This is a genomic window from Clostridium sp. AF32-7AC, assembly GCF_003477925.1.
GTDB classification, from domain to species: Bacteria; Bacillota; Clostridia; order Lachnospirales; family Lachnospiraceae; genus Otoolea; species Otoolea fessa.
In genome coordinates this window covers 39073-64684 of record NZ_QUEG01000010.1, presented here as the reverse complement: position 1 = coordinate 64684, position 25612 = coordinate 39073, and the positions used below count along the sequence as shown (strand labels likewise).

Genomic DNA, 25612 nt, shown 5'->3' with positions numbered 1-25612 from the left:
AACCATGGCGGAACCCTTTTGAAGAAAAAGGGTAGCGTTTGAGGATCACTTAAGGAAGCGAAATCTGAAAAATCAGAAGAGATAAGAAAGAGATAATTCATCACGAAAGTGATTGAGTTCATAAAGTTGGTCGCCGTGACCGAAAAGGCTGAAAAAGCCCGAAAATACGGCATTTGTTCCCATAGTTAAATGGATATAACAAGCGCCTCCTAAGGTTGCGTTACAACGGCCACCTCAAAAAAAACTAAATAAGGGATTGCAGTTCGACTTTGATCGGGCTATAATCATATATCAGACACGTCCATATAGCTCAGCTGGATAGAGCACACGCCTCCTAAGCGTGGGGTCGGAGGTTCAAATCCTCTTATGGACGCCAGTGAACAACGCCGAAAGCCTTTGTTTTCAAGGGTTTTCGGCTTTTCTTATATAAAAAGCTACGAAAAAGCTCTTTCACTGTATGAGATAAAATTCTACTCCAAAATTTGATTTTTGACAACCCCTCCAGAATCGAACGGTTGTTATAAGACAAAATCGCCAGCTAATTTTTAGCAGAAAACGGGCTGTTCTTGCTAATGAAAATGCCCTTCCTGCTAATCAGCCCCAAAATCGTGCCAAAAATCCAGCTAATCAAAAAAGGCGGATGTTTTGAATACCATGCAGTTATAGCAGATAAAATTAAATATCGTTATGTACATAGAGCGTCTATTTGCCCCGCATTGGGGATGGATAGGCGCTCTTTTTTTATGCCCAAACCCATGGGCAAATACAAGAGATTGGAGGTGTTTTATTTGAGCAAGCCTGTTTATACCGCAGACAAGCCGAGCGACTGTCATTACTGCTACTTCTGGACGAATGGCAGAAAGGGCTGCCGTCTGGGTAGAAATAATTGCTACTACTTAATCTCTTTGCCGCCGAAACCCAAGTCGGAATGTGATGGCTGTCCCTATGGGCGAGATCACCCGTGCATTGGTTGGTGTACGAAGAAGGTTATGCGTGAAGTGGGGCTTCGTTGATATGGATGTGTATGAACAGGAATACCGCTTCTACTATTTTGCCCGATGTCCTTACGAAAAGACGGATACGACTTTCCGCAGCATTCCGCTGACAACAGAAAGTTTTCCGCAGAAAGAAGGTGGTGAAGCCGTGTGAGTTTTGATTATTTTTACGGTCAGCAATCCGATCTATTCACATTCTATCGAGTTCCGAAGGTGTTGTTCACGAACGAGAGGTTCTGGAATATTTCTGCCGATGCCAAGATGCTGTATGGCATTTTGCTTGACCGCATGAGCCTGTCTGCCAAGAATGGTTGGATAGATAAAAACGGTAGAGTGTATATCATTTTTACAATCGACGAAGCGAAGATGGCTCTGAACTGTGCTGAACAAAAGGCTATCAAGCTGCTCAGTGAACTTGAGAAGAAAGCAGGATTGATTGAACGTAAGCGCCAGGGTTTGGGAAAGCCCAACCTGATCTATGTGAAGAACTTTATCTCTGCTGTGGATTCACAACTCTTGAATTGTGAAAATCACAATTCTGGAACAATGGAAATCACAACTCAAGAACTTCCGAAATCACAATGTAATAATACTGATATTAAAAATACTGAATTTAGTGATACTGATTCTATCTTTCCTTCCGGAAATGGTGGAATGATGGACGAGAATGACCGGTATCAAGAATACTTTGATTATTTCTCGGATCAGCTCAGTATGGATTTGTTGAAGAAGGATTACCCTTACGATTCCGAAATGCTGGATAACATTCTGGAGTTGATCGTTGAAACAGTTTGCACGAAGCGACCGTTGATTCGCATTGGTGCAGAGGAGCGTCCGGCAGAAATTGTCCGCAGTCGGTTTATGAAACTGAATGCCGAACACATTCGATATGTTATGGACTGCTTCAAGGAGAACACCACAAAGATTAGAAATATCCGTCAGTATATGCTGACTACGATATACAATGCGCCGACGACAATAGACACCTACTACGATGCTCTTGTTCGGCACGATATGTCACACGGATATTTGGAAGGAGGATTTAAGAAATTGAAAATGAAGCGAGAGGAAGGAGAGTGACGATAAATGTCGAAAAAAGCAACCATCATTGCGGTGGTCAATCAGAAAGGAGGCACTGGAAAGACCACCACCACCGAGAATCTGGGCGTTGGCTTGGCTCTTGAAGGAAAAAAGGTGCTTCTGGTAGACACCGATCCCCAGGCTTCCCTGACGGTCAGTTTGGGCAATCCCTGCCCGGATGATCTGTCTCCGACACTTTCCGATCTGATGGGAAAGATTATGATGGAAAACCCTATTACTCCCGATGAAGGGATTCTTCATCATCCGGAGGGCGTTGATTTGGTGCCGTCCAACATCGAACTCTCAGGTATGGAGGTAGCACTGGTCAATGCCATGAGCCGGGAAACCATTCTCCGGCAATACCTGGATACAGTCAAACAGAATTATGATTACATTCTTCTTGACTGTATGCCGTCTTTGGGTATGCTGACCGTCAATGCGTTGGCAGCTGCCGACAATGTGCTGATACCGGTTCAGGCAGCATACCTTCCTGCAAAGGGTCTGGAACAGCTGCTTGGAACCATCAACAAGGTCAAGAGGCAAATCAACCCGAAACTGAGGATTGAAGGGATTCTTCTGACGATGGTGGACAGCCGCACCAACTACTCCAAAGACATCAGCAATCTGATTCGGGAGAGCTACGGCGGAAAGCTGAAGGTTTACAAGACCGACATTCCCCGCTCTGTCCGTGCAGAGGAAATCAGCGCAGAGGGAACCAGTATCTTCAAGCATGATCCCAAAGGCAAAGTTGCCGAAGCCTATAAAATTCTGACGAAGGAGGTGTTAAACAATGCAGAAAAAAGGCGCAAACATCAGCTTGAAGGGGTACGATGATATTTTCTCCACCGATCAATCCAGAGCTGAAGCCCAGCAGGAGCGTGTGCAGGAAATTCCGCTTTCTGAGCTACACCCCTTTGAGGGACACCCCTTCCGTGTGGTTGATGATGAAGAAATGATGAAAACGGCAGAGAGCGTCCGAGATTTCGGAGTTCTCACTCCTGCGATTGTCCGTCCTGACCCCGACGGTGGTTATGAAATCGTTTCTGGTCACAGGCGGCACCGGGCATCGGAGCTTGCGGGTAAGGAAACCATGCCTGCGATTGTTCGTGACCTGGACGATGATGCAGCCATTATTTTGATGGTTGATGCGAATTTGCAGAGGGAGAGTATCCTGCCGAGTGAAAGAGCATTTGCTTATAAGATGAAGCTGGATGCGATTAAACATCAAGGTCAACGCACCGATTTAACTTCATCCCAAGTTGGGATGAAGTTGCAGGCAATGGATATAGTCGGTCAGGAGGCAGGAGAAAGCAGAAATCAGGTACACCGTTATATCCGTCTGACCGAACTGATTCCGGAACTGCTGGATATGGTAGATACGGGTCAGATCAAATTCAATCCTGCGGTGGAGCTTTCCTATCTGGCAAGTGAAGAACAGAAGGATTTTCTTTCTGCAATGGATTATGCTCAAGCAGCTCCTTCCCTTTCGCAAGCACAGCGAATTAAAAAGCTCGCACAGGAGGGCGAGTGTACGCTGGATGCGATGTGCGAGATTATGAATGAAATCAAGAAGGGAGAGCTGGACAGAGTAACCTTCAAAACGGATTCGTTGCGAAAATACTTCCCGAAGTCCTATACCAACAAGCAGATGGAGGATAAAATCATTCAGCTTTTGGAGCAATGGCAGAAAAAAAGAGAAAAATCAATGGAAAGGTAAGGTAAAAAATGTTTACACCCAAAAACATTCAGGGCGCTTTGGAAGAACTCTACGACCTTTGCGATCCTGATTATATGGTAGATATGCTCGTAAACTACAGTGAGGAGTTCGATGATATTTCTCCTGCGCTTCTGGCAAAGTCGTTTCAGAAAAATGCCGAGATGATTAGCGAGTATCGAGTATTGTCCTCTGCTGGTGAGGGTATCGACTATCAGGGAAAGGTACTTCTGAACAGCAGAGCCGTGCGGCTTCTGTCCTATGTAGAAGATATGAGCGGCGATGAAAAAGTTCGCACGATTCAGAGCAAGGAGCTGTGGTTAGCAGAAGATATGACATTCTATGTGGTGTCCTGTATGTCTACGATCACGATGGACAAGGAAGAAGCCATTTGTCTTAACGAACACCGCAGCGTGGTTACTACGGTGGAATGCGAGGACGATATTTTCTTCGACATGGGTTCCCTGATTTGCGAACTGGACGATATTTGCTTGTTCGAGCTTTTAGCCGATGTGGATGCGACTATTTATGAACTGTAACAGGTTCATGGATGGTCGCTTTTCTTATTTCCAAAGAAACGGAGGTATCGAAACTTGAAAGAATACGATGTGAAGATCACCGAAACCTTGGAGAAAACGGTTACGGTGCAAGCAGAATCTCACGATGCGGCAGAGGAACAGGTTAGAGCCGCTTATTACAATTCGGAGTACATTCTGGACTCCGAAAACTTTACCGGTGTTGCGTTCGGCACGACCGAGGAACGGGAGGTTCAGAAAGAACAGGCAGATACCATGAATGTGTTGCTGGTAAAGCCGTTCATGTATCCGCAGGCTGTGCAGATCGGCTGTGAGCTGGAGGATTTGCAGAAAGCCGTAGGTGGCGATATTGAGGCAACTTATCCGTTCAATGAGCCGGTTGCACTGGTGATGCACGACGAAGGTAAACTCGTAGGCAAAGAACTGAACCGTGCGCTGCGTGATGATGACGGCGATATTTATGACATTATCGCCGGTGATTTTCTGGTTGTGGGATTGGGCGAGGATGATTTTTGTTCTCTGTCCCCGGAACTGATGAAGCAGTTTGAGGAACACTTTCATCAGCCTGAGACTTTTGTACGCATGGGGCGCAGCATTATGGCGCTTCCCCTGCCGGATGACATGGTGAAGAAAGAAGATGCACCTGTCAAAGCTGATTCGGTTCCCCACAAAAGTAACCCTGACCGAGATGTTCTGTAAGGAGGTTCTTATGCAAAGAAATTCGACGATTGGAGAGCTGATGGAGCGAAAGCGGATTCAGGATGGTGCCAAGGAGTACCAGGGACATACCTATATGGACTTGGCACGATTTGATGACGCCACCAAGCACATGATTATTTTCGATGTGCTGACCGATGAATCGCCTGTCGGTTGGAAAGGCGAAAGAAATCGCCTGTATTTGAGCGATGTGGGTTATCAGAAGGCTCTGGATAACCAGAAAGCTGGCAATATCAAGATTATCAGCCATGCCGCAGTTGCCAAGGGCAATCTGTATTACGACCACAGAGATATGGCACGATAATCTGTTCACTCTACTGCTTGCAGGAGGTGATGAATCATGCAGGAAGAAGTTGAAAACAGAACAGTAAACCTGGCGATCAGCACAACCAAGCTGACGGGGCGCACTATCATTGCCGGTATCCGCAAGTATTTGCAGCACCGGGAAAAAGTGAAGATGAAAAAGGCACGAGACCCTGCCGTTCATGGAAAGCAATCCGTGAAACAGCTTTTGGGACAGAATCAGGGTGCTACGAATGTTGAGATCGACAAAGAGAGTATCCGTGATTTTGAAAAGCTCGCCAAGAAGTATGGCGTGGACTTTGCCGTAAGAAAAGATAAGTCCGTTGATCCTCCCCGGTTTCTTGTTTTTGTCCGTTCTAAAGATGCAGATGCTTTGGATGCAATCTGCAAGGAACATCAGGCAAGGGCATTAACCAAGAATGAAAAGCCGAGCGTTCTGGCGCAGCTGAAGAAGTTCAAGGAAATTGTCGCAGCGATTCCGAAGAAGGTTCGAGAGAAGAAACAGGAGCGTGATCTGTGATGGATAAGAGAAAAATGAAAAAGCTCCTGATTCTGAATTTACCGTATTTTCTGGTAGGGTTGTTCGCTACGAATTTAGGAGAAGCATGGAGATTGGCTGAGGGGGCAGATTCATCTGCGAAAATCCTCAGCTTTTTTCATGCCCTTCCGATAGCCCTGAACAATCCGTTTCCCAGCTTTCACCCGTTGGATTTGCTGATTGGTATTCTCTGCGGCGCAGGACTTCGGCTGGCTGTCTATCTAAAAGGCAAAAACGCAAAGAAGTACCGACACAATGTTGAGTACGGTTCTGCTCGTTGGGGAACGGCAAAAGATATTGAGCCGTTTATTGCACCAAAGTTCGAGGACAATGTGATCCTGACGAAAACGGAGCGGCTGATGATGAGCAATCGCCCGAAGAATCCTGCCAATGCCCGAAATAAGAATGTTCTGATTATCGGCGGTTCGGGTTCCGGTAAAACTCGCTTTTGGTTGAAGCCAAACCTTCTCCAGATGCACAGTTCCTATGTGGTCACTGACCCGAAAGGCAGCATCGTGATTGAGTGCGGCAACGCCCTTTTGAAGCATGGCTACACCATCAAGATTTTCAACACCATCAACTTTCAGAAGTCGATGCACTATAACCCATTTGCCTATATCCATTCAGAAAAAGACATTCTGAAACTGGTGACAACGCTGATTGCCAACACAAAGGGTGATGGAAAAGCCGGTGATGAGTTCTGGACGAAGGCGGAAACGCTGCTCTACTGTGCCTTGATCGGATATATCCACTATGAAGCTCCGGTTGAGGAACAGAATTTCTCCACCCTGATTGAGTTCCTGAACGCAATGGAGGTGCGGGAAGATGATGAGGAGTTCCAGAACCCGGTGGATCTGATGTTTGAAGCCCTGGAAAAGAAAAAGCCGAATCACTTTGCAGTCCGTCAGTATAAAAAATACAAGCTGGCTGCCGGTGTTGTATGCTCTAAAAGACTTCTTAATCAAGCGGTTGGGAAGTCTCTTAGAACACACAACCTAAAACCGAAGAAAGGAGCGCAAGTTATGAGAAAAAACGAGAAAATCACAGCTCTGTACGAACGATTGAGCCGTGATGACTTTGGCAAAGATGATGACCAACAGCGTGAGAGCAATTCCATTTCCAATCAAAAAGCTATGTTGGAGGAGTTCGCCGCACGACAGGGCTTTACAAACATTGTCCATTTCACGGACGATGGCATTAGCGGCACCTGCTTTGACCGTCCCGGATTTTTGGCAATGATGAGAGAGGTTGAAGCCGGGAATGTGGAGTATCTGTGTATCAAGGACATGAGCCGCATGGGTCGTGACTATCTGAAAGTCGGTCAGATTATGGAAATCCTGCGTCAGCGTGGCGTTCGCCTTATCGCCATCAATGACGGCGTGGACAGCGCCAGAGGGGACGATGATTTTACCCCTTTCCGCAACATTATGAACGAGTATTACGCCAGAGACACCAGCCGTAAAATCCGTTCCACTTTCCAGTCCAAAGGCAAGTCCGGCAAGCACCTCACAGGCACGGTCATTTACGGCTATCTTTGGAACGAAGCCAGAGACCAATGGTTGGTTGACCCCGAAGCCGCTGAGGTGGTCAAGCGCATCTTTGCCATGACGATTGACGGCTACGGTCCGTATCAGATCGCCAGCAAGCTGAAAGAAGAAAAAGTCCTCATTCCGTCCGCTTACCTTGCCCGGCACGGCGAGGGCGTGAACAAAAATAAGACCTTCAAAGATGTGTACGGCTGGGGTTCTTCCACCATCTGCAACATTCTTGAAAAGCGTGAATATCTGGGACACACCATCAACTTCAAGACCCGAAAGCACTTCAAGGACAAGAAAAGCCATTATGTCCCGGAGGACGAATGGACAATTTTCGAGAATACCCATGAGCCTATCATTGACCAGCAGACCTTTGACCTTGTGCAGAAAATCCGTGGGAATGTCAGACGCTACCCAGACGGCTGGGGCGAAGCAGCTCCCCTCACGGGCTTGCTCTATTGCGCCGATTGCGGTGGCAAGATGTATGTCCACCGCACCAACAACGGCAAGCGTATTTCTCAATATACCTGCTCCCAATACAGCAAAGTCCCAGTTGGAAAGCTCTGCATGACACAGCACCGTATCAATGAAGATGTGGTACTGTCCCTTGTTTCAGAAATGCTGAAAGCCATTGCAGAATATGCCAAGCATGACCGAGCCGAGTTTGTCCGTGTGGTACAGGAAGCGCAGTCCAGCCAGCAGACAGCAGAGGTTAAGAAACAGCGGTCACGCCTTGCCACCGCCAAGCAGAGAGTTTCCGAGCTGGAAGTCCTGCTCTGCAAAATCTATGAGGACAACATTTTAGGCAAGCTGTCTGACAGCAGATATGCCACTCTGGACGCTCAATATGAAAAGGAGCAGACCGAGCTTACCGCCGAAATCTCTGTTCTGGAAAAGGCTGTCAAGAGCTATGAGAAGCACGAAAAGGACGCTGATCGTTTTATCGCTCTGATTGACAAGTACGAGAACTTCGACAAGCTGACCATTGCCATGCTCAACGAGTTTATTGAGAAAATCCTTGTGCATGAGCGTGACCGCAAAGGCAGTATACAGACCACACAGGAGGTCGAGATTTACTTCAATTTTGTCGGTCGATTTGTTCCCCCGGCGTTTGGAGAAGCGGAGCTTACCCCGGAGGAATTAGAGGAAATCCGCAAGCGTGAGGAACGCAAGGACAGGCTTCATCAGAACTACTTGAAGCGGAAAGCCAATGGTAAACAGAAAGAGTATGAGGAGCGCACGAAAGCCAAGAAAAAAGCGGAGATTGAAGCCAGAAAACAGGCAATCCGCACCGAGGATATTGCCAGAGGGGTATTTATCCCGGTGAGCAGTTTGCCGCAGCTGGGACCGAGAAAGGGAGCGTGATTTTATGAAAGAGTTGAAACCGAGAATCCATGAGAACGGTATGGACTATGTGTTGGTGGGCGACTACTATGTGCCGGACTTGAAGCTGCCGGAGGAACGCCGACCTATTGGGCATTGGGGACGCTTGCACCAGTCCTATCTGAAATTGCACCGTCCCATGCTTTACAACGAGCTAATTTTGTCCGGCAGGCTCCACACCGTCGTTGCCGATCTGAACGAGCAGGCGGCAGACAGGCTGGACTTGATTATCCGGCAGATGATGAAAGCCGAGGGCGTGACCGAAGCCATGAAAGCGGAAAATCAGATGTTATGGGTGCAGTCAATGAACTCCATCCGCTGCCGGGCAGAGGAAATCATCAAGACGGAACTAATCTACTGTTGAGAGAGGTAAAGCTATGATTTTGGAAGCCATGTATAATGGGGAGTTTTATCCCTGCGAGACAGTTGTACCTACATCACCGGAATACCGAAAGGCAGTCATAGCCTGTGAAAAGCTCATGGAGCAGTTGTCCCAGCGGCTCAGCAAAGAGGACTATGAGCTGGTGCAGGAACTCCGGGCGCAGACAGCAATCGCCCAATGTGAAGAAAGTGAAAGTCACTTCAAGTATGGCTTTTCCGCTGGGCTGATGTTCAGCAGGAAGCCCATGAACAAGTGCAGCAGAAGAAAGAAAAATAGATGAAGAAAGCCGCCTGAGCAGAAAGAAACTGTTCGGGCGGTTTCAGCATTCGCCAGTAGATTTATTCACACTCTTGTGATAAAATTTACTACAATAAAGAGCGTGATAGCACTAATTTTATGGGGGGATGCTTAATGAATAGAATTTTGAAAAAATTTTTACAGCGGGGTGTCGATTTAAGTCCTGTGGGAGTTGAACTCCGTGAGGATAATACAAATTATTTTTGTACCCCAAAAGGGGCATCGGTTTTTGGATGGGCAGGGATAGATGGTATCCACTTCTGTTTCATTCGTGGATTTGGAGAGATGGTTTTCTCTGTCAGCCCCATGAATACTTCTCCTGATTATGTTCATCCAGTAGCTGAAAATTTTACCGACTTTCTGCGGCTTATACTGGCTTGTGGTGATGTGGCGGCAGTGGAACAAGCGTGGATGTGGAACGAAGCACAGTTTGAAGCCTTTCTCAATGAAAACCCTACAACCCAGGAACAACAGCAAACTTTATCGGAAATTTCAGAGAAGATGAATTTGTTGCCTATGGAACAACCGTGGACATATATCAAAAACCTGCAATCTTCCTTTGATTACAGTCAGATTAAATACACAGAAGATTATTACGATAATGATATGACTTCAGAAGCAGAATTGGTTGCCCCTGAATGGAAGGTCTACTTTGATGGAGATTTCTGGGGACATCGAGGTAAAGACCGTGCCGGAAAAGAGATCAAGCTGGATAAACAATTCGATTGGGCTGGATATCATTGGGTAATTCCGGCAGCTTATTCATGTAGCAAAGGACTTGTCGTTGATTTTTGTATGCGAGTTGATTCAGAAAGCATCCGTGACTTCATGAAAAAATGGAATCTGGACTGGGAAAATGACTCATGTGAAAATTTTACCCGTGAGCAACAGATGCAGATGGAATGGGAAAACCCACTTTGTTTTAACTTCAAACCTTGCTTGAAGTTAAACGAGAAAATATTACAGACAACCCATGGCTGCGCTGTGAGCTTTAATCCTTGTCTGCCAGATGGCGTTATCAATGAGTTGGAAGCAAAATGGGCAATCGACCATTATGGGCTGGATAGTACTTATGGCTGGGTCATATGCAGAGACGTATTTCCTTGGGGAACCAAGCATCACCCTGAAATCAATAAACTTTTTCTTACAATGGAGCAGCAACCAGGACAAGTTCCAGGCTCACATTTCAAAGTTCACGCACCCGGAGATTCATTTATGTTTTCCCATCCTGTTAGCGGAATAACCCATACACTGACCGTGCAGGAAATAGAACAGCAGACAGTTCCTCAAAATAGTTTTGGTTCTGATCGCTGGATTTATCCGACACATTATATTGCCATGAGTTATACACTTACCCCTGAACCGATGGAGAACATTTCGGTTTTTGACTGTGATGAAGGCGATAGACCGATAGAAGTTACACCAGACGATCATTCGTTCCGTCCAGTTGGCAGTAGTTCCTGTTTTGTTGTTGGTGTTATTGGTGGTGCAGATGGTCCGACAGCAGTTATATATGGAACAAATTCACAAGAAAAACTTCATGCTGCTTGTTCTGCTCTGCACTTTGAACCGGTTGGTGATGATGTCGAGTGGCGTATCGTGTTCAATGTTACGCAGTTTGACAAAGAAACATTCCCAATTATCTAAAAATACCCTTAGAACTCTAAGGGCGCACTTCTATACTCTCTGTCGAGAGTAGTGCGTCCTGCGGAGCTTCATTCTCCGTCAGCAGAAGAAAACTGCATGACCGAGAATGTTGCGTCACTTCGTTCCGTCAAGGTGGCTACACCCCCTTGCGCCGCTAAAGCGGCTATCCCCTGTGGACTTGCCGTCCGCAAACGGTTTTGACAAACCGTTCGCCGCCAGCAAGTTTGAAAATCAAGAATCTTAATTTGATAAAGGAGTGTGATTCTATGAAAAAGAAATTACCCATAATCCTCTTGGGTGTTATTTTGGCTTGTGTGTTGGTTTTCGGTTTCCTTTATGCAAACAATGACATTGGTAAAACCGCAAACAGTTTAGAAGCAGACATTCGCCAATCTCAAAAAATTTTGGATGATTGGATTGTTGATGGAAGTATTTCCGACACAATGGCTGCATTTATTTCTTACCCACAGGACAAGACAGACCACACTTTTTCTGTCTATGTAAATCGCCCTGGCTTGTCTTTTGGATATTTCTTCCGTGGTGGTGGAGATATAGTTGAGGTTGATGATTACATTGCAGAGTTTGTTGTTGAGGGAAATAACGAAAGGGCATTTATCTCAATGAATACCCAAAATATTGTTCGACTTGAAGTAGATGATGGCAACGGCATTCAGGTGATTGATATTGATAGTGGCAAGCCTTTCGCCATTGTCCTGCCCCTCAATGTAGGAAACATCTGTTTCTATGATACGAATGGAAATGTTGTGGAATATCTTCGCCAACAACTTTGACCAACTTCAATTTACCGAACTGAACACAACAACTGAATACCGAAAAACTGACCGTTGACTGGTCGCAATCTGCGAAAAGTTGACGGTCTTTTTTTATCCCCATTTTCAAAAAAGGAGGTCACGAAAAATGGCAAAACCGAAAAACCTTGAACAGCTCCGAGCCGAAAAGGAACAGGTCGAGACACAGCTTGCACAGGAACAGCACAAGCTGGAGCGTCTGGAGAACAGAAAGAAGTATCTGGAGAAAGGAGAGAGACAAAAGCGCACCCATCGTCTTTGCAATCTGGGCGGCACGATTGAGAGCCTTGCCCCGGAGTTCAAAGATCTCACACGCACCGAAATGACGGAGCTGATGGAGTACATCTTTTCTCTGCCCGAAGTCCAGCGAGCCGTCCGTCACATGGCGATTACCCACATCAACCAAGCGAGCAGAGGAAAGGAGCAGAAAGCCGATGGCAATATTCCACTTCACCGTCACCCAGACCAAACGCAGTAAAGGTCAGTCCGCTATCGCTTCTGCCGCCTACCGTTCCGGCGAAAGGCTGTATAGCGAGTATTACGGCGAGTACAGCGACTACACCCGAAAGGGCGGCGTGATATGCTCCGACATTCTCCTGCCGTCCCATGCACCGAAAGAATACGCAGACCGTCAGACCCTATGGAACGCCGTGGAAAAAGCCGAGCGTGGAAAGACGGCACAGCTTGCATACAGTTTTGAGATTTCCTTGCAGAATGAGTTTTCCCTTGAAGAAAACATCGCTCTGGCAAGGAAATTTTTGTTGGAGCAGTTTGTGAGCCGTGGCATGACCGTTGATGTTTCCTTTCACGAAAAGGAGCATGAGGACGGCGGCACACCCAACCCCCATTTTCATTTCCTCTGTCCTATCCGTCCCATCGAGCAGGACGGCACATGGGGACTAAAGCAACGCCGAGTGTATGCGCTGGACGAGGACGGCAACCGCATCCGAGACCAGAACGGAGAGTTTGTTTTCAATGCCGTTCCCACTACCGACTGGGGCAGTCCCGAAACGCTGGAACACTGGCGGCAGACATGGGCTGAAATGTGCAACGCCAAGTTTGCGGAGAAAGGTCTTACTGTCCGTATCGACCACCGAAGCTATGAACGGCAGGGCGTGGATTTACTTCCCACCATCCATGAGGGCGCAACCGTCCGGGCAATGGAGAAGAAAGGCATACGCACCGAAAAGGGAGAGTTCAACCGCTGGATCAAAGCCACCAATGCCGTTATCCGGGACATCAAGAAGAAAATCACTCTCCTGTTTGATTGGATTGCCGAAGCAAAAGCAGAGCTTGCCAAGCCGCAGACCCCCGACCTTGTTTCTCTGCTGAACGCCTACTACACCCAGCGCAAAGCCGGGGCTTATTCCCAGAAAGGCAAAATCAGCAACCTAAAGGAGATGAACGAGACTTTCAATTATCTCCGGGCAAACGGCATTTACACCCTTGAAGATTTGGAAAGCCATGTCAATGAACACAGCTCCACCACAGAGAGCTTGAAGAAAACGCTGGACGGGCAGACCGCACGAATGAAAGAAATCAAGCGGCTTTATGACTACTCCGCTACCTTCCAGAGCTTGAAGCCTGTCTGTGACGGCTTGCAGAAAATCAAGTTTGAGAAGTCCAGAGCCAAGTACAAGGCAGAACACGCCGACGAGCTGAAAATGTTCTACACCGCCAGACGCAAGCTGACCGAGGAGTTCCCGGACGGCAAGGTGGATATGAATAAGCTGTCCGCAGAGTATGACGCTCTGGAACAGGCGCACAACACCACCTATGGCGAGTTTAAGACCGTCAGAGACGATTTACACCGCCTTTGGAAGGTCAAGTCATGCGTAGATACTGCCGCCCGTTTTAACGAACGCACAGAGGAACAAATGCACCAAAATCGACCCCAAACACGACACAAAAAGGAGGATATATCCCGATGAATTACACCCAAGCGCAGATTGACCGGGCGAACGCCGTCAGTCTGGAAGATTTTCTCCGTACACAGGGAGAGACGCTTATCAAAAGCGGACGGGAATACCGTTGGAAAGAACATGACAGCCTGACCGTTCGGGGAAACAAATGGTTTCGCCACAGCCAGAGCAAGGGCGGCTATCCCATTGATTTTGTCATGGAGTTTTACGGCAAGTCCTTTCCCGAAGCAGTCCAGCTCTTAACCGGCGAAAGCGCCGAGGGACAGAGCGAAGCCAGCACAGCACCGCCCACAGCGTTTCACTTGCCCTTGCACAACAGAACAGCCGACAGAGCAATTCAATATCTTTGCGAAAGCCGAGGTCTCAACAAAACGCTTGTTGAGGCTTTTCTTCTTTCCGGGGATATTTACGAGGACGCAAAGCGGCACAATGTTGTGTTTGTCGGCAGAGACCGAAGCGGTACGCCGAGATACGCCCATGTGCGAGGAACGGCAGACCCATTCAGACAGGACATTGCCGGGTCTGACAAGTCCTATCCGTTCCGCTATGAGGGAAACGGCAACCAGCTCTTTGTCTTTGAAGCGCCGATTGACCTTTTGTCCTTTATCTGCCTTTATCCGCAGGACTGGCAGACAAGGAGCTACCTTGCCCTGGGCGGTGTTTCGGGCAAAGCCCTTGACCGTTTTCTTTCTGAACGCAAGGACACCCGAAAAGTGTTCCTCTGCCTTGACAGCGACACCGCAGGAAGTGAAGCCTGCACCCGGCTGGCACAGGACATTCCCGGCGAGATCGCCGTCATTCGCCTTGTCCCGGCAAGAAAAGACTGGAACGATGTTCTCCGTCAGCAAGGGGACATTCCCAGCCGCAAATTCATAGCCGAGACAATCACGCTGCGAGAGCTGCCCACCGCCCAGCCTGTCCCCATGCTTCGTATGGCAGATGTGGCGCTGACGAGCGTGGATTGGCTATGGTTCCCGTATATTCCCTTTGGGAAGCTGACAATCATACAGGGCAACCCCGGCGAGGGCAAGACCTACTTTGCTATGCGCCTTGCGGCGGCTTGCACCAACCGAAAGCCTTTGCCCGGTATGGAGACACTTGAGCCTTTCAATATCATCTATCAGACCGCCGAGGACGGTCTGGGCGATACCGTTAAGCCCCGGCTGATGGAAGCAAACGCAGACCTTGAACGAGTGCTTGTCATTGACGATAGAGACATGCCGCTGACCCTTGCCGATGAGCGCATCGCAAGGGCAATCCGTGAGAACAACGCAAAGCTGGTTATCATTGACCCGGTGCAGGCGTTTCTGGGTGCAGATGTGGACATGAACAGAGCAAACGAGGTGCGCCCGATATTCCGCAGTCTGGGAGACATTGCACAGGCTACCGGGTGCGCTATCGTGCTGATCGGACACCTGAACAAAGCCGCAGGAACGCAAAGCACCTACCGGGGATTGGGGTCTATCGACATTACGGCGGCAGTCCGCAGTCTGCTTTTTATCGGCAAGCTGAAGGACAGCCCCACAACGAGGGTGCTTATCCATGAGAAAAGCTCCCTTGCGCCGCCCGGACAGTCCCTTGCCTTTTCTCTGGGAGACGAGAAAGGCTTTGAATGGATAGGAGCTTATGACATTACCGCTGATGAGCTTCTTGCCGGGACGGACACCGCCAAGACCGAGAGTAAGACCGCACAGGCAGAAATGCTCATTCTGGAACTGCTTGCAGACGGAAAGAAAATGCCAAGTGCAGAGCTGGAAAAGACGGTCAATGAGCGTGGGATTTCCTCACGCACCATGCGAACGGCGAAAAGCCGTATCGGGGACAGACTTGTGACCGAGAAAGAGGGCACAGCATGGGTCTGCTATCTCCGAGACTAACAACAGGAACAAGGCAAGCGTGGCAAAGACGGCAAGGTTTTTATAGATACCTTAAGGTTGCCGCCTTGCCTTCTTCCCTCATACCGACACCGCCCGATGATGAACAGTCACCGGGCATTTTTCATTTACAGGAGGATTTTGAATGAACAATACCGCAACCAACAGTACCCCTTGCCCGACTGTGAGAAAGCAGATCGGCAAGACAACCTATATCGTGCGTGTGCATTTCAGCCAGACCGCCAAGGAGACGATGGAGGACAAAATCAAGCGTATGCTTCGTGAAGAAGTCCGCAAAATGTGACTTCTTCTTGAATTTGATGAAAAAGTCCTTGACTTTTCGTCTCTGGCAAGACCGCTAAGTCGATTTTGATTTCCTGCGGCGCTCGTCTGGCTCCTTTTGATATTCAGGAGGTCAGAGATGTGACTGCCTATGACGAGTTGCAGTTGGATACTCTCGGAGATAAGAAAACGGCGCTCTTTCTGATTATGTCAGATACGGATGCGACGTTTAATTTTTTGATCTCCATGATTTACACACAGCTGTTCAACTTGTTGTGCGAGAAAGCAGATGATGTGTACGGCGGCAGACTGCCGGTTCATGTGCGCTGCTTGATTGATGAGATGGCAAACATCGGTCAGATTCCCAATCTGGAAAAACTGGTAGCGACAATCCGAAGCCGTGAAATATCGGCTTGCCTTGTTCTCCAGGCACAATCACAGCTGAAAGCCATTTATAAAGACAATGCCGATACCATCATCGGCAACATGGATTCCCGAATTTTCCTGGGTGGTTCTGAGCCAACCACGCTCAAAGAACTGAATCAGGCATTGGGAAAAGAAACTATCGACACCTACAACACCTCCAACACCAGAGGTAACAGCCCGTCTTACGGCTTGAATTATCAGAAGTTAGGCAAAGACCTTGCGAGCGTAGATGAGCTTGCGGTTCTGGATGGCAGCAAGTGTATTTTGCAGTTGCGTGGTGTCAGACCGTTTCTTTCTGACAAGTACGATCTGACGCAGCACCCCAATTATAAGTACACATCAGACTTTGATAAGAGAAATGAGTTCAACATTGAGCAGTTTCTGAGTCGAAGGTTGAAGCTCAAGGCAGGTGATGAGTTTGTGGTAGTCGATGCGGATTAAGGAGGTTTCTGTTTGGAAAATCTGAAAACGGTATCTGCCCTGGTTAAGAACATCTTGGAACACGACCACAAGGCAAGAAATACCGACAATCATTTGTACCTGATGGTACTGGAACACTATTCCGGTCTGCGTGGCATCGACATTCATGCCATGACGGTTCCTGTGTTTTTGAAGGAACTGGATAGACGCAGCTTTCCGGGGTTTGAAACTGTCCGCAGAAGCAGACAGAAAGTGCAGGCAACCTACCCTGACCTTGCTCCCAGTGAAGCCGTAGGCAAGCGCAGAGCAAAAAATGAGGTTGTATATCGAGAATTTGCAGAAAGCGAGGTGTAAAAAAAATGACTTGGTGGATCACGGATACCTCTATTGGGCAGCGATTGAAGTTCGTTAGACGATTTCGCCGCCTTACCCAGAAAGAGCTTGGACTCCTGATGGGGTATTCCGAGAAAACAGCGGATGTCCGTATTGCTCAGTATGAGAAAAACGCTCGAACCCCTAATGCAGAAACCACAGCGAAACTCGCAGAGGTTCTGAAGGTTTCACCTGTCGTTTTTTCACCGACAATCTGTGCTTCTCGTGAAGATTTGTTGCAGTCAATGTATTGGCTGTTTCTTATGAAAGGTGGTGGTGATATATATGATTGTGAAACTGAATATGCAAGAAGCAGAATGGAACAGAAACTTGGCGTGATAACCGTCGAGGAGTTCCTTGAAAAGATTCTCGTAAACTAAGCCTTCCGTCCGGTTTTGATGCCGGTAGTACGGAGGGCTTTTTCTATTCTCAAAACAATTTCAAATTTTAGGAGGAAAATATTATGGCATTTTTCAATAGCGCAGTAACCGTTCTTCAGACTCTCGTTATCGCTCTGGGCGCAGGTCTTGGCATCTGGGGTGCAATCAATCTGCTTGAGGGCTACGGCAACGATAACCCCGGCGCAAATGCTCATGTGCGGTAAAGTAATAAAAAGATTTAGGTAGCCGCCTTAACTATTCCTAAATAAGATAATATGCACAGTATTTTCTCGTAAATAGAAAATAAATTATTGCATTTTACCAATTATTATGTTAAAATGACAATGTAACAAAGAGCTATGTATTTTTAAGGAAAGGGAGGAACTTATGAATTTAAGAAAATCTATTTTAGCACTTTCAGTAGTAGCTGGAATTGTAGCTGCTCCAATGACTGTATTTGCCGCTCATACTCATAGTTGGGGTTCTCCCCAGTACTATGGATATGAAGATGAAATGCCTGGTATATATGATGACTGGGATAAATGTGCGACACGTCATGTATATAATTACAAACAATGTTTAATTTGTGGAGAAGTAAGCATTTATGAAGTTGAGACGATTGAAATGTCTCACAAATGGGTGAATGGTGCATGTGTATATTGCAACAAAGGTTACGCGAAAGAGATAAATTAACATAGTATCATTACCGGCAAGTTTATGATCAAAAAATAGAAAGCATTGAGAATATTTCAAAATTTCTTGAAAGTACTCTCAGTGCTTTCTTTGATAATATGAAAGGAGAAATAAATGCAAAAAAAACAACTTTCTGTATTAGTACTAATTATTTTATGCTTTTTATTAGGATGTAACAGAGAAACACCAAAAGATGAATCTCAACAAAATTATGAAGATGAATCTAATATTTCTAAAACAAATGGAGAAGAACTTGTAAATATAAACAGTGAATTGTTAGGTTCGACTCCTTTTGATATCCAAATCGATAAAACAGCATTGCAGACTAGAAAAGAAACAGAAACAGAAGTTACAATAAAGACAAATTTAACAGACTGGGGTTATACTGTTTCTTCTGAAAAAGGGAAAATATCTGATATAAATAAAAATTCATTCATATATATAGCACCTAAAGATGAGAGGGATGATACTATAAAAATACAATTATCGGACTATGAAAATGGCATATCATATGAATATACAATTCCACTTATTTTTGCGGGAAACAATGAACATTCTTTAGATAAATTCAAGGAAAATCTTTCAAGATTACCTAATAGTTAGTAAAGAGTCGATAGACTAAAGTACCACCATCCTCTTTTATTTCAACTGAATATCCATCCCGCCGCACCGCAGCGGCACATGAAGCAGTAAATCCGAAAAAGATTTGCTGCTTTTTTTGCGTCCATTTTTGGCAAATTTCCAAAAGTTCCGTATTAGACAGTGAAACCAAAAAAGGCTGCCATTTTTTTCAGACAGCGGGCAAAACGCAGCTTCCGAAACGCCTTATTGTCGGGAAAGACCGAGCCGCCGGAAAAGTTCTTGCCGGAAAGTCCGTCCATTCTGCTCTTTTGTGGTTTGTAGGGAGTAAGGGAAAAACGCCAGCCCGCAGCCTTTTATAAAAAAAGCTGGTTATAGATTTTCTGAAAAAGTGGCAGTAGCAAGTGAACGGCAGGCCGGCAGTTTCTTAGAGCAAGATTCTACCGCAGTACCAAAATTCGCTTTTCGCTCATTTTGCCCCTGCGGGAATCTTGTTGGGGAGTGCCTTCCCCAAACCCTGCTTATGCGGCTTGCGCCGCTTAAAAATCCCTCAAAATATTTTTTCGGATTTTTCAAAAACAGTTCCGCTTCACACCCCGTTTTTCTCCTATTAGTGAGAGGACACCACGCACAGAAAGGAGGTTTTACCATGCGAAAACGATACAACACGCCGCACCGCAGCCGGGTAGTCAAGACACGCATGACCGAGGAAGAATACGCCGAGTTTGCGGAAAGGCTTTCTGCCTGCAACATGAGCCAAGCCGAGTTTATCCGGCAAGCCATAACCGGGGCAGCCATACGCCCCATCATAACCGTTTCTCCCGTCAACGACGAGCTGCTTGCCGCTGTCGGGAAGCTGACCGCCGAATACGGCAGGATCGGCGGCAACTTAAACCAGATAGCCCGGACACTGAACGAGTGGCACAGCCCCTACCCGCAACTTGCCGGGGAGGTACGGGCGGCGGTTTCCGACCTTGCTGCCCTAAAGTTTGAAGTCTTGCAGAAAGTGGGTGACGCTGTTGGCAACATTCAAACATATCAGCTCTAAAAATGCTGACTATGGCGCAGCGGAAGCCTATCTCACATTTGAGCATGACGAGTTTACCATGAAGCCCACCCTTGATGAAAACGGGCGGCTGATACCGAGGGAGGATTACCGCATTTCTTCCCTCAACTGCGGGGACGAGGATTTCGCCGTTTCCTGTATGCGAGCCAATCTCCACTATGAGAAAAACCAAAAACAGGAAGATGTGAAAAGCCACCACTATATCATCAGCTTTGACCCACGGGACGGGACAGACAACGGCTTGACCGTAGACCGGGCGCAGGAGCTGGGCGAGCAGTTCTGTAAAGAGCATTTTCCCGGACACCAAGCCTTAGTCTGCACCCACCCGGACGGGCATAACCACAGCGGCAATATCCATGTGCATATCGTCATCAACTCCCTGCGGATTTATGAAGTCCCGCTTCTGCCCTACATGGACAGACCAGCCGACACACGGGAGGGCTGCAAGCACCGCTGCACCAACGCCGCTATGGAATATTTCAAGAGTGAAGTCATGGAGATGTGCCACCGGGAGGGACTTTACCAAATCGACCTCTTGAACGGCAGCAAGGAACGGATAACCGAACGGGAATACTGGGCGGCAAAGAAAGGGCAGCTTGCCCTTGATAAAGAGAACGCCGCCAGAGAAGCCGCAGGACAGCCGACCAAGCCCACCAAGTTTGAAACGGACAAGGCGAAGCTGCGCCGGACGATACGGCAGGCACTTTCCCAAGCTACCAGCTTTGACGAGTTTTCTTCCCTTTTGCTGCGGGAGGGTGTGACCGTCAAGGAGAGCCGGGGGCGGCTTTCCTACCTCACACCGGACAGAACAAAGCCTATCACAGCCCGGAAGCTGGGGGACGATTTTGACAAGGCTGCTGTCCTTGCCCTGCTCACGCAGAACGCCCACAGAGCCGCCGAACAGACCAAAGCCATACCCGAATATCCTGCCGCAGTTAAAAAGCCGTTACAAGGGGAAAAAACCACAAAAACCACCCCGGCAGACAACACCTTGCAGCGCATGGTTGACCGGGAAGCCAAGCGAGCCGAGGGCAAGGGCGTGGGCTATGACCGCTGGGCGTCAAAGCACAATCTAAAGCAAATGGCAGCTACCGTTACCGCCTACCAGCAGTACGGCTTTTCTTCCCCGGAGGAACTGGACGAAGCCTGTTCTGCCGCCTATGCCGCCATGCAGGAAAGCCTTACAGAGCTGAAGCAGGTGGAAAAGACACTGAACGGGAAAAAGGAGCTGCAACGGCAGGTGCTTGCCTATTCCAAGACCCGCCCTGTCCGGGACGGGCTGAAACAGCAGAAAAACGCCAAGGCAAAAGCAGCCTACCGACAGAAGCATGAAAGCGACTTTATCATAGCAGACGCAGCCGCCCGCTATTTCAGGGAGAACGGCATTTCCAAGCTGCCGAGCTATAAAGCCCTGCAAGCAGAGATTGAAAGCCTTATCAAAGAGAAAAACAGCGGCTACAACGATTACCGGGCAAAACGGGAGGAATACCGCCGCTTACAGACTGTCAAGGGCAATATCGACCAGATTTTACGCCGGGAACGCAAGCCTGTGAAAAGGCAGGAACAGGAGCGATAAAAACCGCCCCAAAATGTACCCGAACCCATACAGAACAAGGGGGCTGCCCCGCACCCTATCCGCAATACCAAAGGATTTTTTAACGGGCTTACAGGGCAGAAAAACCCCGAAAATGATACCGAGATGATACAGAATTACCGCCGATACCGCCACACCAGCGGAAACGGCAGAAAGGAGCGCACCCATGCCAAGAATGAGCAAGAAACGGCGGCTGGAATGGTCTTTTTTCCTGCGGCAAGTAAAAGTCGGGAATACCACCTGCGACCGTATCACATACAACGACCTCTGCCGGGGCTGTACCCATAGCTGCAAGCAGAGCTTCCGGGCGGTTATCATACTCTGCCCCCACTACTACTCCAAACGCCGGAAAAAGGAGGACAGGGACAATGGCAGATAACCGCAAGTATTACTACCTCAAGCTGAAAGAGAACTTTTTTGACAGCGACTCCATTGTGCTGCTGGAAGATATGAAAGACGGGATTTTATACTCCAATATCCTCTTGAAGCTGTACTTAAAATCGCTGAAAAACGGCGGGAAGTTGCAGCTTGACGAGCATATCCCCTACACAGCACAGATGATAGCGACACTGACCCGCCACCAGATAGGGACGGTTGAGAGGGCTTTAGAGATTTTCCGGCAGTTGGGGCTTGTGGAGCAGCTTGACAGCGGGGCTTTCTATATGACCGACATTGAACTGATGATAGGACAGTCCTCTACCGAAGCCGAAAGGAAACGGGCTGCAAGGCTGGAAAACAAGGCACTTTTACCGTCCCGGACAAAAGGCGGACATTTGTCCGACATTCGTCCACCAGAGATAGAGATAGAGTTAGAGAAAGAGATAAAGATAGAAAAAGAGAGAGAGGGAGAAACGGGACACCCCGCCCCCGCCGCTTATGGCAGATACAACAATGTGATACTGACCGATACAGAGCTTTCCGGGTTGAAAACAGAGCTGCCCGACAAGTGGGAGTATTATATTGACCGGCTTTCCTGCCATATCGCTTCCACCGGGAAGCAGTACCACAGCCATGCAGCCACCATTTACAAGTGGGCGCAGGAGGACGCTGCCAAAGGCAAGGCTGCCCCGAAACAGGGCATACCCGATTATTCATGCAAGGAGGGCGAGAGCTTATGAGAAACGGGATTGAAGCTATGATTACGGACATTACAGCCACTACCGCCGAAGCGGAGGACTACACAGGCGAGGACGGGCTTTTATACTGCGGCAAGTGCCATACGCCCAAAGAAGCCTATTTTTCAAAAGAAACCGCCCAATGGTTAGGGCATGACCGACACCCGACAGAGTGCGACTGCCAGCGGGCAGCCCGTGAAAAACGGGAAGCCGCTGAAAGCCGACAGAAGCACCTTGAAACAGTGGAGGACTTGAAACGCCGGGGCTTTACCGACCCTGCTATGCGGAACTGGACATTTGAGCATGACAACGGCAGAAACCCGCAGACCGCAACCGCCCGTTTTTATGTGGAGAGCTGGGAAACCATGCAGGCTGAAAATATCGGCTACCTGTTCTGGGGCGGCGTGGGGACAGGAAAAAGCTACCTTGCCGCCTGTATCGCCAACGCCCTTATGGAAAAAGAGGTTGCCGTCTGCATGACAAACTTTGCAACAATACTGGGTGACCTTGCCGCCAGCTTTGAGGGCAGGAACGAGTATATTTCTCGCCTTTGCAGCTACCCCCTGCTGATACTTGATGATTTTGGTATGGAGCGAGGGACAGAATACGGGCTGGAACAGGTTTACAGCGTGATTGACAGCCGTTACCGAAGCGGCAAGCCGCTGATCGCCACGACCAACCTCACGCTGGAGGAATTGCAGCACCCGCAGGACACGCCCCACGCCCGTATCTATGACAGGCTGACTTCCATGTGCGCCCCCGTCCGCTTCACGGGCAGCAACTTCCGAAAGGAAACCGCACAGGAAAAGCTGGAACGCTTAAAGCAACTGATGAAGCAGCGAAAGGAGAGCCTATGACAGAAACGAAACAGACAAGCACCACCAAAACAGACCGCCGCCCGGACTGTGTGACGGAAATCCGCATGGGCAACTCCGTCCTTACCGTTTCCGGCTTCTTCAAGCAGGGCGCAACCGACACCGCAGCCGACAAGATGATGAAAGTGCTGGAAGCGGAAGCTGCTACACAAAAAACGGCGATTTGACCGACCATAAAGAAGCAGATTTGACGCTTTTGCCGCTATACAGACAGCCGCCCCATGTGGTACAATCAAGGTACGGAATAGTGGGGCTGGCTGTCGGAAACGGAGGATTTTATGTTAAGACAGACCAACCAACAACCAATTACCGCCCTTTACCCAAGACTTTCCCATGAGGACGAGCTGCAAGGCGAGAGCAATTCCATTTCCAATCAGAAGCGTATCCTTGAAACCTATGCAAAGCAGAACGGCTTTTCCAATCTGCGCTGGTACACGGACGACGGTTATTCTGGTGCGAACTTTCAAAGACCCGGTTTTCAAGCCATGCTTGCGGACATTGAAGCCGGAAAAGTCGGGACAGTTATCGTAAAGGATATGTCGAGATTAGGGCGAAACTACCTGCAAGTGGGAATGTACACAGAAATGATTTTCCCACAGAAAGGTGTCCGCTTCATCGCTATCAATGACGGAGTGGACAGCGCACAGGGCGACAATGACTTTGCCCCGCTGCGGAATATCTTTAACGAATGGCTGGTGAGAGATACGAGCAAGAAAATCAAAGCAGTGAAACGCTCAAAAGGTATGAGTGGCAAGCCCATCACAAGCAAGCCTGTGTATGGCTACCTCATGGACGAGGACGAAAATTTCATTATTGACGAGGAAGCTGCACCCGTAGTCAAGCAGATATACAACTTCTGCCTTGCCGGGAACGGTCCGACCAAGATAGCCCGTATGCTCACAGAGCAGCAAATCCCCACGCCGGGGACGCTGGAATACCGCAGGACGGGCAGCACACGCCGCTACCACCCCGGCTATGAGTGCAAGTGGGCAACCAATACCGTTGTGCATATCCTTGAAAACCGGGAATACACGGGCTGCCTGGTAAACTTCAAGACGGAAAAACTCTCTTATAAAGTCAAGCACAGCGTAGAAAACCCGGAGGAAAAGCAAGTGATTTTCGAGAACCACCACGAGCCTATCATAGACACCCAAACATGGGAACGGGTGCAGGAGCTTCGCAAACAGCGCAAACGCCCAAACCGCTATGATGAAGTGGGTTTGTTCTCCGGCATACTGTTCTGTGCGGACTGCGGCAGCGTGATGTATCAGCAGCGATACCAGACGGACAAGCGCAAGCAGGACTGTTATATCTGCGGCAACTACAAGAAACGCACCCATGACTGTACGGCGCACTTTATCCGCACCGACCTCTTGACCGCTGGTGTACTCTCCAATCTGCGGAAAGTGACCAGCTATGCGGCAAAGCATGAAGCCCGGTTTATGAAACTCTTGATTGAGCAGAACGAGGACGGGGGCAAACGCAGGAACGCCGCCAAGAAAAAGGAACTGGAAGCCTCCGAGAAACGCATAGCCGAGTTATCCGCTATCTTCAAGCGGCTGTATGAGGACAGCGTGACCGGGCGCATATCAGACGAGCGTTTCACAGAGCTGTCGGCAGACTATGAAGCAGAGCAACGGGAGCTGAAAGAAAGAGCCGCTGCTATTCAAGCGGAGCTTTCCAAAGCACAGGAAGCCACCGTGAACGCAGAAAAGTTTATGAATGTTGTCCGGCGGCATACCAGCTTTGAAGAACTTACCCCTACTCTGCTGCGGGAGTTTGTAGAGAAAATCGTTGTGCATGAGTGCAGCTATGACGAGAACAAGACCCGCAGACAGGACATTGAGATTTATTATTCTTTTGTTGGCAAGGTGGACTTGCCCGAATAACCGCCCGACCTATCCGACACAAGAGCTAAGTGCCGGATAGGAACGGCAAAATTTTTTACACTTCTATTACTTCTTTATCGCACATCAGTAAAGTCCCAGGGCATGAAGCAGCTCATGGCTGGCGGCGGTGTTGCCCTCATCGGCACCACCCTTGTACCTCTGCTCTCCGGACTGTTCGGTTAATCACAA

General features: G+C 48.3%; 29 protein-coding genes, 1 tRNA gene and 2 pseudogenes. All 32 read left to right on the top strand.

The genetic code is table 11. From position 1 onward, the window contains the following. Window positions 1-299 precede the first annotated feature (299 nt). Window positions 300-376, top strand: a tRNA-Arg gene (locus DWZ45_RS12745). Between the two features lie 569 nt (window positions 377-945). After that, a complete protein-coding gene (locus DWZ45_RS12735; RefSeq protein ID WP_223385014.1) occupies window positions 946-1149 on the top strand; it encodes a hypothetical protein in 204 nt (67 codons plus the stop codon). Next, entirely contained in the window at window positions 1146-2075 is a 930-nt protein-coding gene (locus DWZ45_RS12730; protein ID WP_002304312.1) for a DUF6017 domain-containing protein, read from the top strand. The genes DWZ45_RS12735 and DWZ45_RS12730 overlap by 4 nt, the downstream gene beginning before the upstream one ends. Window positions 2076-2081: 6 nt before the next feature. After that, the gene (locus DWZ45_RS12725) at window positions 2082-2909 is read left to right on the top strand and encodes a ParA family protein (RefSeq protein WP_002304313.1); all 828 of its coding nucleotides are present in this window, start codon (window positions 2082-2084) and stop codon (window positions 2907-2909) included. After that, window positions 2866-3792: a ParB/RepB/Spo0J family partition protein gene (locus DWZ45_RS12720; RefSeq protein ID WP_002304314.1), complete on the top strand. Its 927-nt coding sequence runs from the start codon at window positions 2866-2868 to the stop codon at window positions 3790-3792. The genes DWZ45_RS12725 and DWZ45_RS12720 overlap by 44 nt, the downstream gene beginning before the upstream one ends. A gap of 8 nt (window positions 3793-3800) precedes the next feature. Next, on the top strand, window positions 3801-4328 hold the full coding sequence (locus tag DWZ45_RS12715; protein WP_002304315.1) for a hypothetical protein: 528 nt from the start codon (window positions 3801-3803) through the stop codon (window positions 4326-4328). A 54-nt stretch (window positions 4329-4382) separates the two neighbouring features. Then, on the top strand, window positions 4383-5024 hold the full coding sequence (locus tag DWZ45_RS12710) for a DUF3846 domain-containing protein (RefSeq protein ID WP_002588969.1): 642 nt from the start codon (window positions 4383-4385) through the stop codon (window positions 5022-5024). Window positions 5025-5034: 10 nt separating this feature from the next. After that, entirely contained in the window at window positions 5035-5346 is a 312-nt protein-coding gene (locus DWZ45_RS12705) for a DUF5720 family protein (RefSeq protein WP_002304317.1), read from the top strand. Between the two features lie 36 nt (window positions 5347-5382). Continuing rightward, on the top strand, window positions 5383-5865 hold the full coding sequence (locus DWZ45_RS12700; protein ID WP_002304320.1) for a PcfB family protein: 483 nt from the start codon (window positions 5383-5385) through the stop codon (window positions 5863-5865). Continuing rightward, window positions 5865-8783: a DUF4368 domain-containing protein gene (locus DWZ45_RS12695; protein WP_118469365.1), complete on the top strand. Its 2919-nt coding sequence runs from the start codon at window positions 5865-5867 to the stop codon at window positions 8781-8783. The genes DWZ45_RS12700 and DWZ45_RS12695 overlap by 1 nt, the downstream gene beginning before the upstream one ends. Before the next feature lie 4 nt (window positions 8784-8787). Beyond that, window positions 8788-9165: a TnpV protein gene (locus DWZ45_RS12690; RefSeq protein WP_005944774.1), complete on the top strand. Its 378-nt coding sequence runs from the start codon at window positions 8788-8790 to the stop codon at window positions 9163-9165. 13 nt (window positions 9166-9178) lie between these two features. Beyond that, window positions 9179-9463: a DUF6809 family protein gene (locus DWZ45_RS12685; RefSeq protein ID WP_005944778.1), complete on the top strand. Its 285-nt coding sequence runs from the start codon at window positions 9179-9181 to the stop codon at window positions 9461-9463. Window positions 9464-9594: 131 nt separating this feature from the next. After that, window positions 9595-11127: a hypothetical protein gene (locus tag DWZ45_RS12680; protein ID WP_015573038.1), complete on the top strand. Its 1533-nt coding sequence runs from the start codon at window positions 9595-9597 to the stop codon at window positions 11125-11127. Between the two features lie 266 nt (window positions 11128-11393). Further along, window positions 11394-11918 carry a hypothetical protein gene (locus DWZ45_RS12675; RefSeq protein WP_015516227.1) on the top strand — a complete coding sequence of 175 codons (525 nt, stop codon included), beginning with the start codon at window positions 11394-11396 and terminating at the stop codon, window positions 11916-11918. Between the two features lie 127 nt (window positions 11919-12045). Beyond that, window positions 12046-12414, top strand: coding sequence for a DUF3847 domain-containing protein (locus tag DWZ45_RS12670; RefSeq protein ID WP_118469364.1), 369 nt, complete (start codon window positions 12046-12048; stop codon window positions 12412-12414). Next, complete coding sequence (mobQ, locus tag DWZ45_RS12665) at window positions 12371-13867, top strand: MobQ family relaxase (protein WP_118469363.1); 1497 nt, start codon at window positions 12371-12373, stop codon at window positions 13865-13867. Before DWZ45_RS12670 ends, mobQ begins: the two co-directional genes overlap by 44 nt. Next, the gene (locus tag DWZ45_RS12660; RefSeq protein WP_118469362.1) at window positions 13864-15735 is read left to right on the top strand and encodes an AAA family ATPase; all 1872 of its coding nucleotides are present in this window, start codon (window positions 13864-13866) and stop codon (window positions 15733-15735) included. The genes mobQ and DWZ45_RS12660 overlap by 4 nt, the downstream gene beginning before the upstream one ends. Before the next feature lie 142 nt (window positions 15736-15877). Next, window positions 15878-16036, top strand: coding sequence for a transposon-encoded TnpW family protein (locus DWZ45_RS12655; RefSeq protein WP_081018971.1), 159 nt, complete (start codon window positions 15878-15880; stop codon window positions 16034-16036). A gap of 41 nt (window positions 16037-16077) precedes the next feature. Beyond that, window positions 16078-16881, top strand: a pseudogene (locus DWZ45_RS12650) (TraG/TraD/VirD4 family protein); the annotation flags it as partial. Between the two features lie 12 nt (window positions 16882-16893). Further along, complete coding sequence (locus tag DWZ45_RS12645) at window positions 16894-17214, top strand: hypothetical protein (protein ID WP_002304332.1); 321 nt, start codon at window positions 16894-16896, stop codon at window positions 17212-17214. 5 nt (window positions 17215-17219) lie between these two features. Next, the gene (locus tag DWZ45_RS12640) at window positions 17220-17612 is read left to right on the top strand and encodes a helix-turn-helix transcriptional regulator (RefSeq protein ID WP_002304334.1); all 393 of its coding nucleotides are present in this window, start codon (window positions 17220-17222) and stop codon (window positions 17610-17612) included. Window positions 17613-17695: 83 nt separating this feature from the next. Then, a pseudogene (locus DWZ45_RS12635) lies at window positions 17696-17824 on the top strand (Maff2 family protein); the annotation flags it as partial. A gap of 175 nt (window positions 17825-17999) precedes the next feature. Further along, window positions 18000-18305 (top strand): hypothetical protein, encoded by a 306-nt coding sequence (locus DWZ45_RS12630; protein ID WP_002569240.1) that lies wholly within the window; start codon window positions 18000-18002, stop codon window positions 18303-18305. A gap of 114 nt (window positions 18306-18419) precedes the next feature. Further along, window positions 18420-18908: a hypothetical protein gene (locus DWZ45_RS12625; RefSeq protein WP_002569239.1), complete on the top strand. Its 489-nt coding sequence runs from the start codon at window positions 18420-18422 to the stop codon at window positions 18906-18908. Window positions 18909-19533: 625 nt separating this feature from the next. Beyond that, entirely contained in the window at window positions 19534-19932 is a 399-nt protein-coding gene (locus tag DWZ45_RS12615) for a plasmid mobilization relaxosome protein MobC (RefSeq protein WP_034479871.1), read from the top strand. After that, window positions 19904-21526, top strand: coding sequence for a relaxase/mobilization nuclease domain-containing protein (locus DWZ45_RS12610; RefSeq protein WP_118469374.1), 1623 nt, complete (start codon window positions 19904-19906; stop codon window positions 21524-21526). The genes DWZ45_RS12615 and DWZ45_RS12610 overlap by 29 nt, the downstream gene beginning before the upstream one ends. A 184-nt stretch (window positions 21527-21710) precedes the next feature. Beyond that, complete coding sequence (locus DWZ45_RS12600; protein ID WP_058966390.1) at window positions 21711-21923, top strand: hypothetical protein; 213 nt, start codon at window positions 21711-21713, stop codon at window positions 21921-21923. Beyond that, window positions 21913-22662 carry a phage replisome organizer N-terminal domain-containing protein gene (locus DWZ45_RS12595; protein WP_021610547.1) on the top strand — a complete coding sequence of 250 codons (750 nt, stop codon included), beginning with the start codon at window positions 21913-21915 and terminating at the stop codon, window positions 22660-22662. The genes DWZ45_RS12600 and DWZ45_RS12595 overlap by 11 nt, the downstream gene beginning before the upstream one ends. Continuing rightward, a complete protein-coding gene (locus DWZ45_RS12590) occupies window positions 22659-23516 on the top strand; it encodes an ATP-binding protein (protein WP_118469361.1) in 858 nt (285 codons plus the stop codon). Before DWZ45_RS12595 ends, DWZ45_RS12590 begins: the two co-directional genes overlap by 4 nt. Further along, window positions 23513-23701 (top strand): transposon-encoded TnpW family protein, encoded by a 189-nt coding sequence (locus DWZ45_RS12585; RefSeq protein WP_002569233.1) that lies wholly within the window; start codon window positions 23513-23515, stop codon window positions 23699-23701. Before DWZ45_RS12590 ends, DWZ45_RS12585 begins: the two co-directional genes overlap by 4 nt. 111 nt (window positions 23702-23812) lie before the next feature. Then, window positions 23813-25423 carry a recombinase family protein gene (locus DWZ45_RS12580; protein WP_118469360.1) on the top strand — a complete coding sequence of 537 codons (1611 nt, stop codon included), beginning with the start codon at window positions 23813-23815 and terminating at the stop codon, window positions 25421-25423. A 36-nt stretch (window positions 25424-25459) separates the two neighbouring features. After that, window positions 25460-25606, top strand: a complete 147-nt coding sequence (locus DWZ45_RS12575; protein ID WP_118469359.1) for a Maff2 family mobile element protein — start codon at window positions 25460-25462, stop codon at window positions 25604-25606. The last annotated feature ends 6 nt before the right edge of the window (window positions 25607-25612 follow it).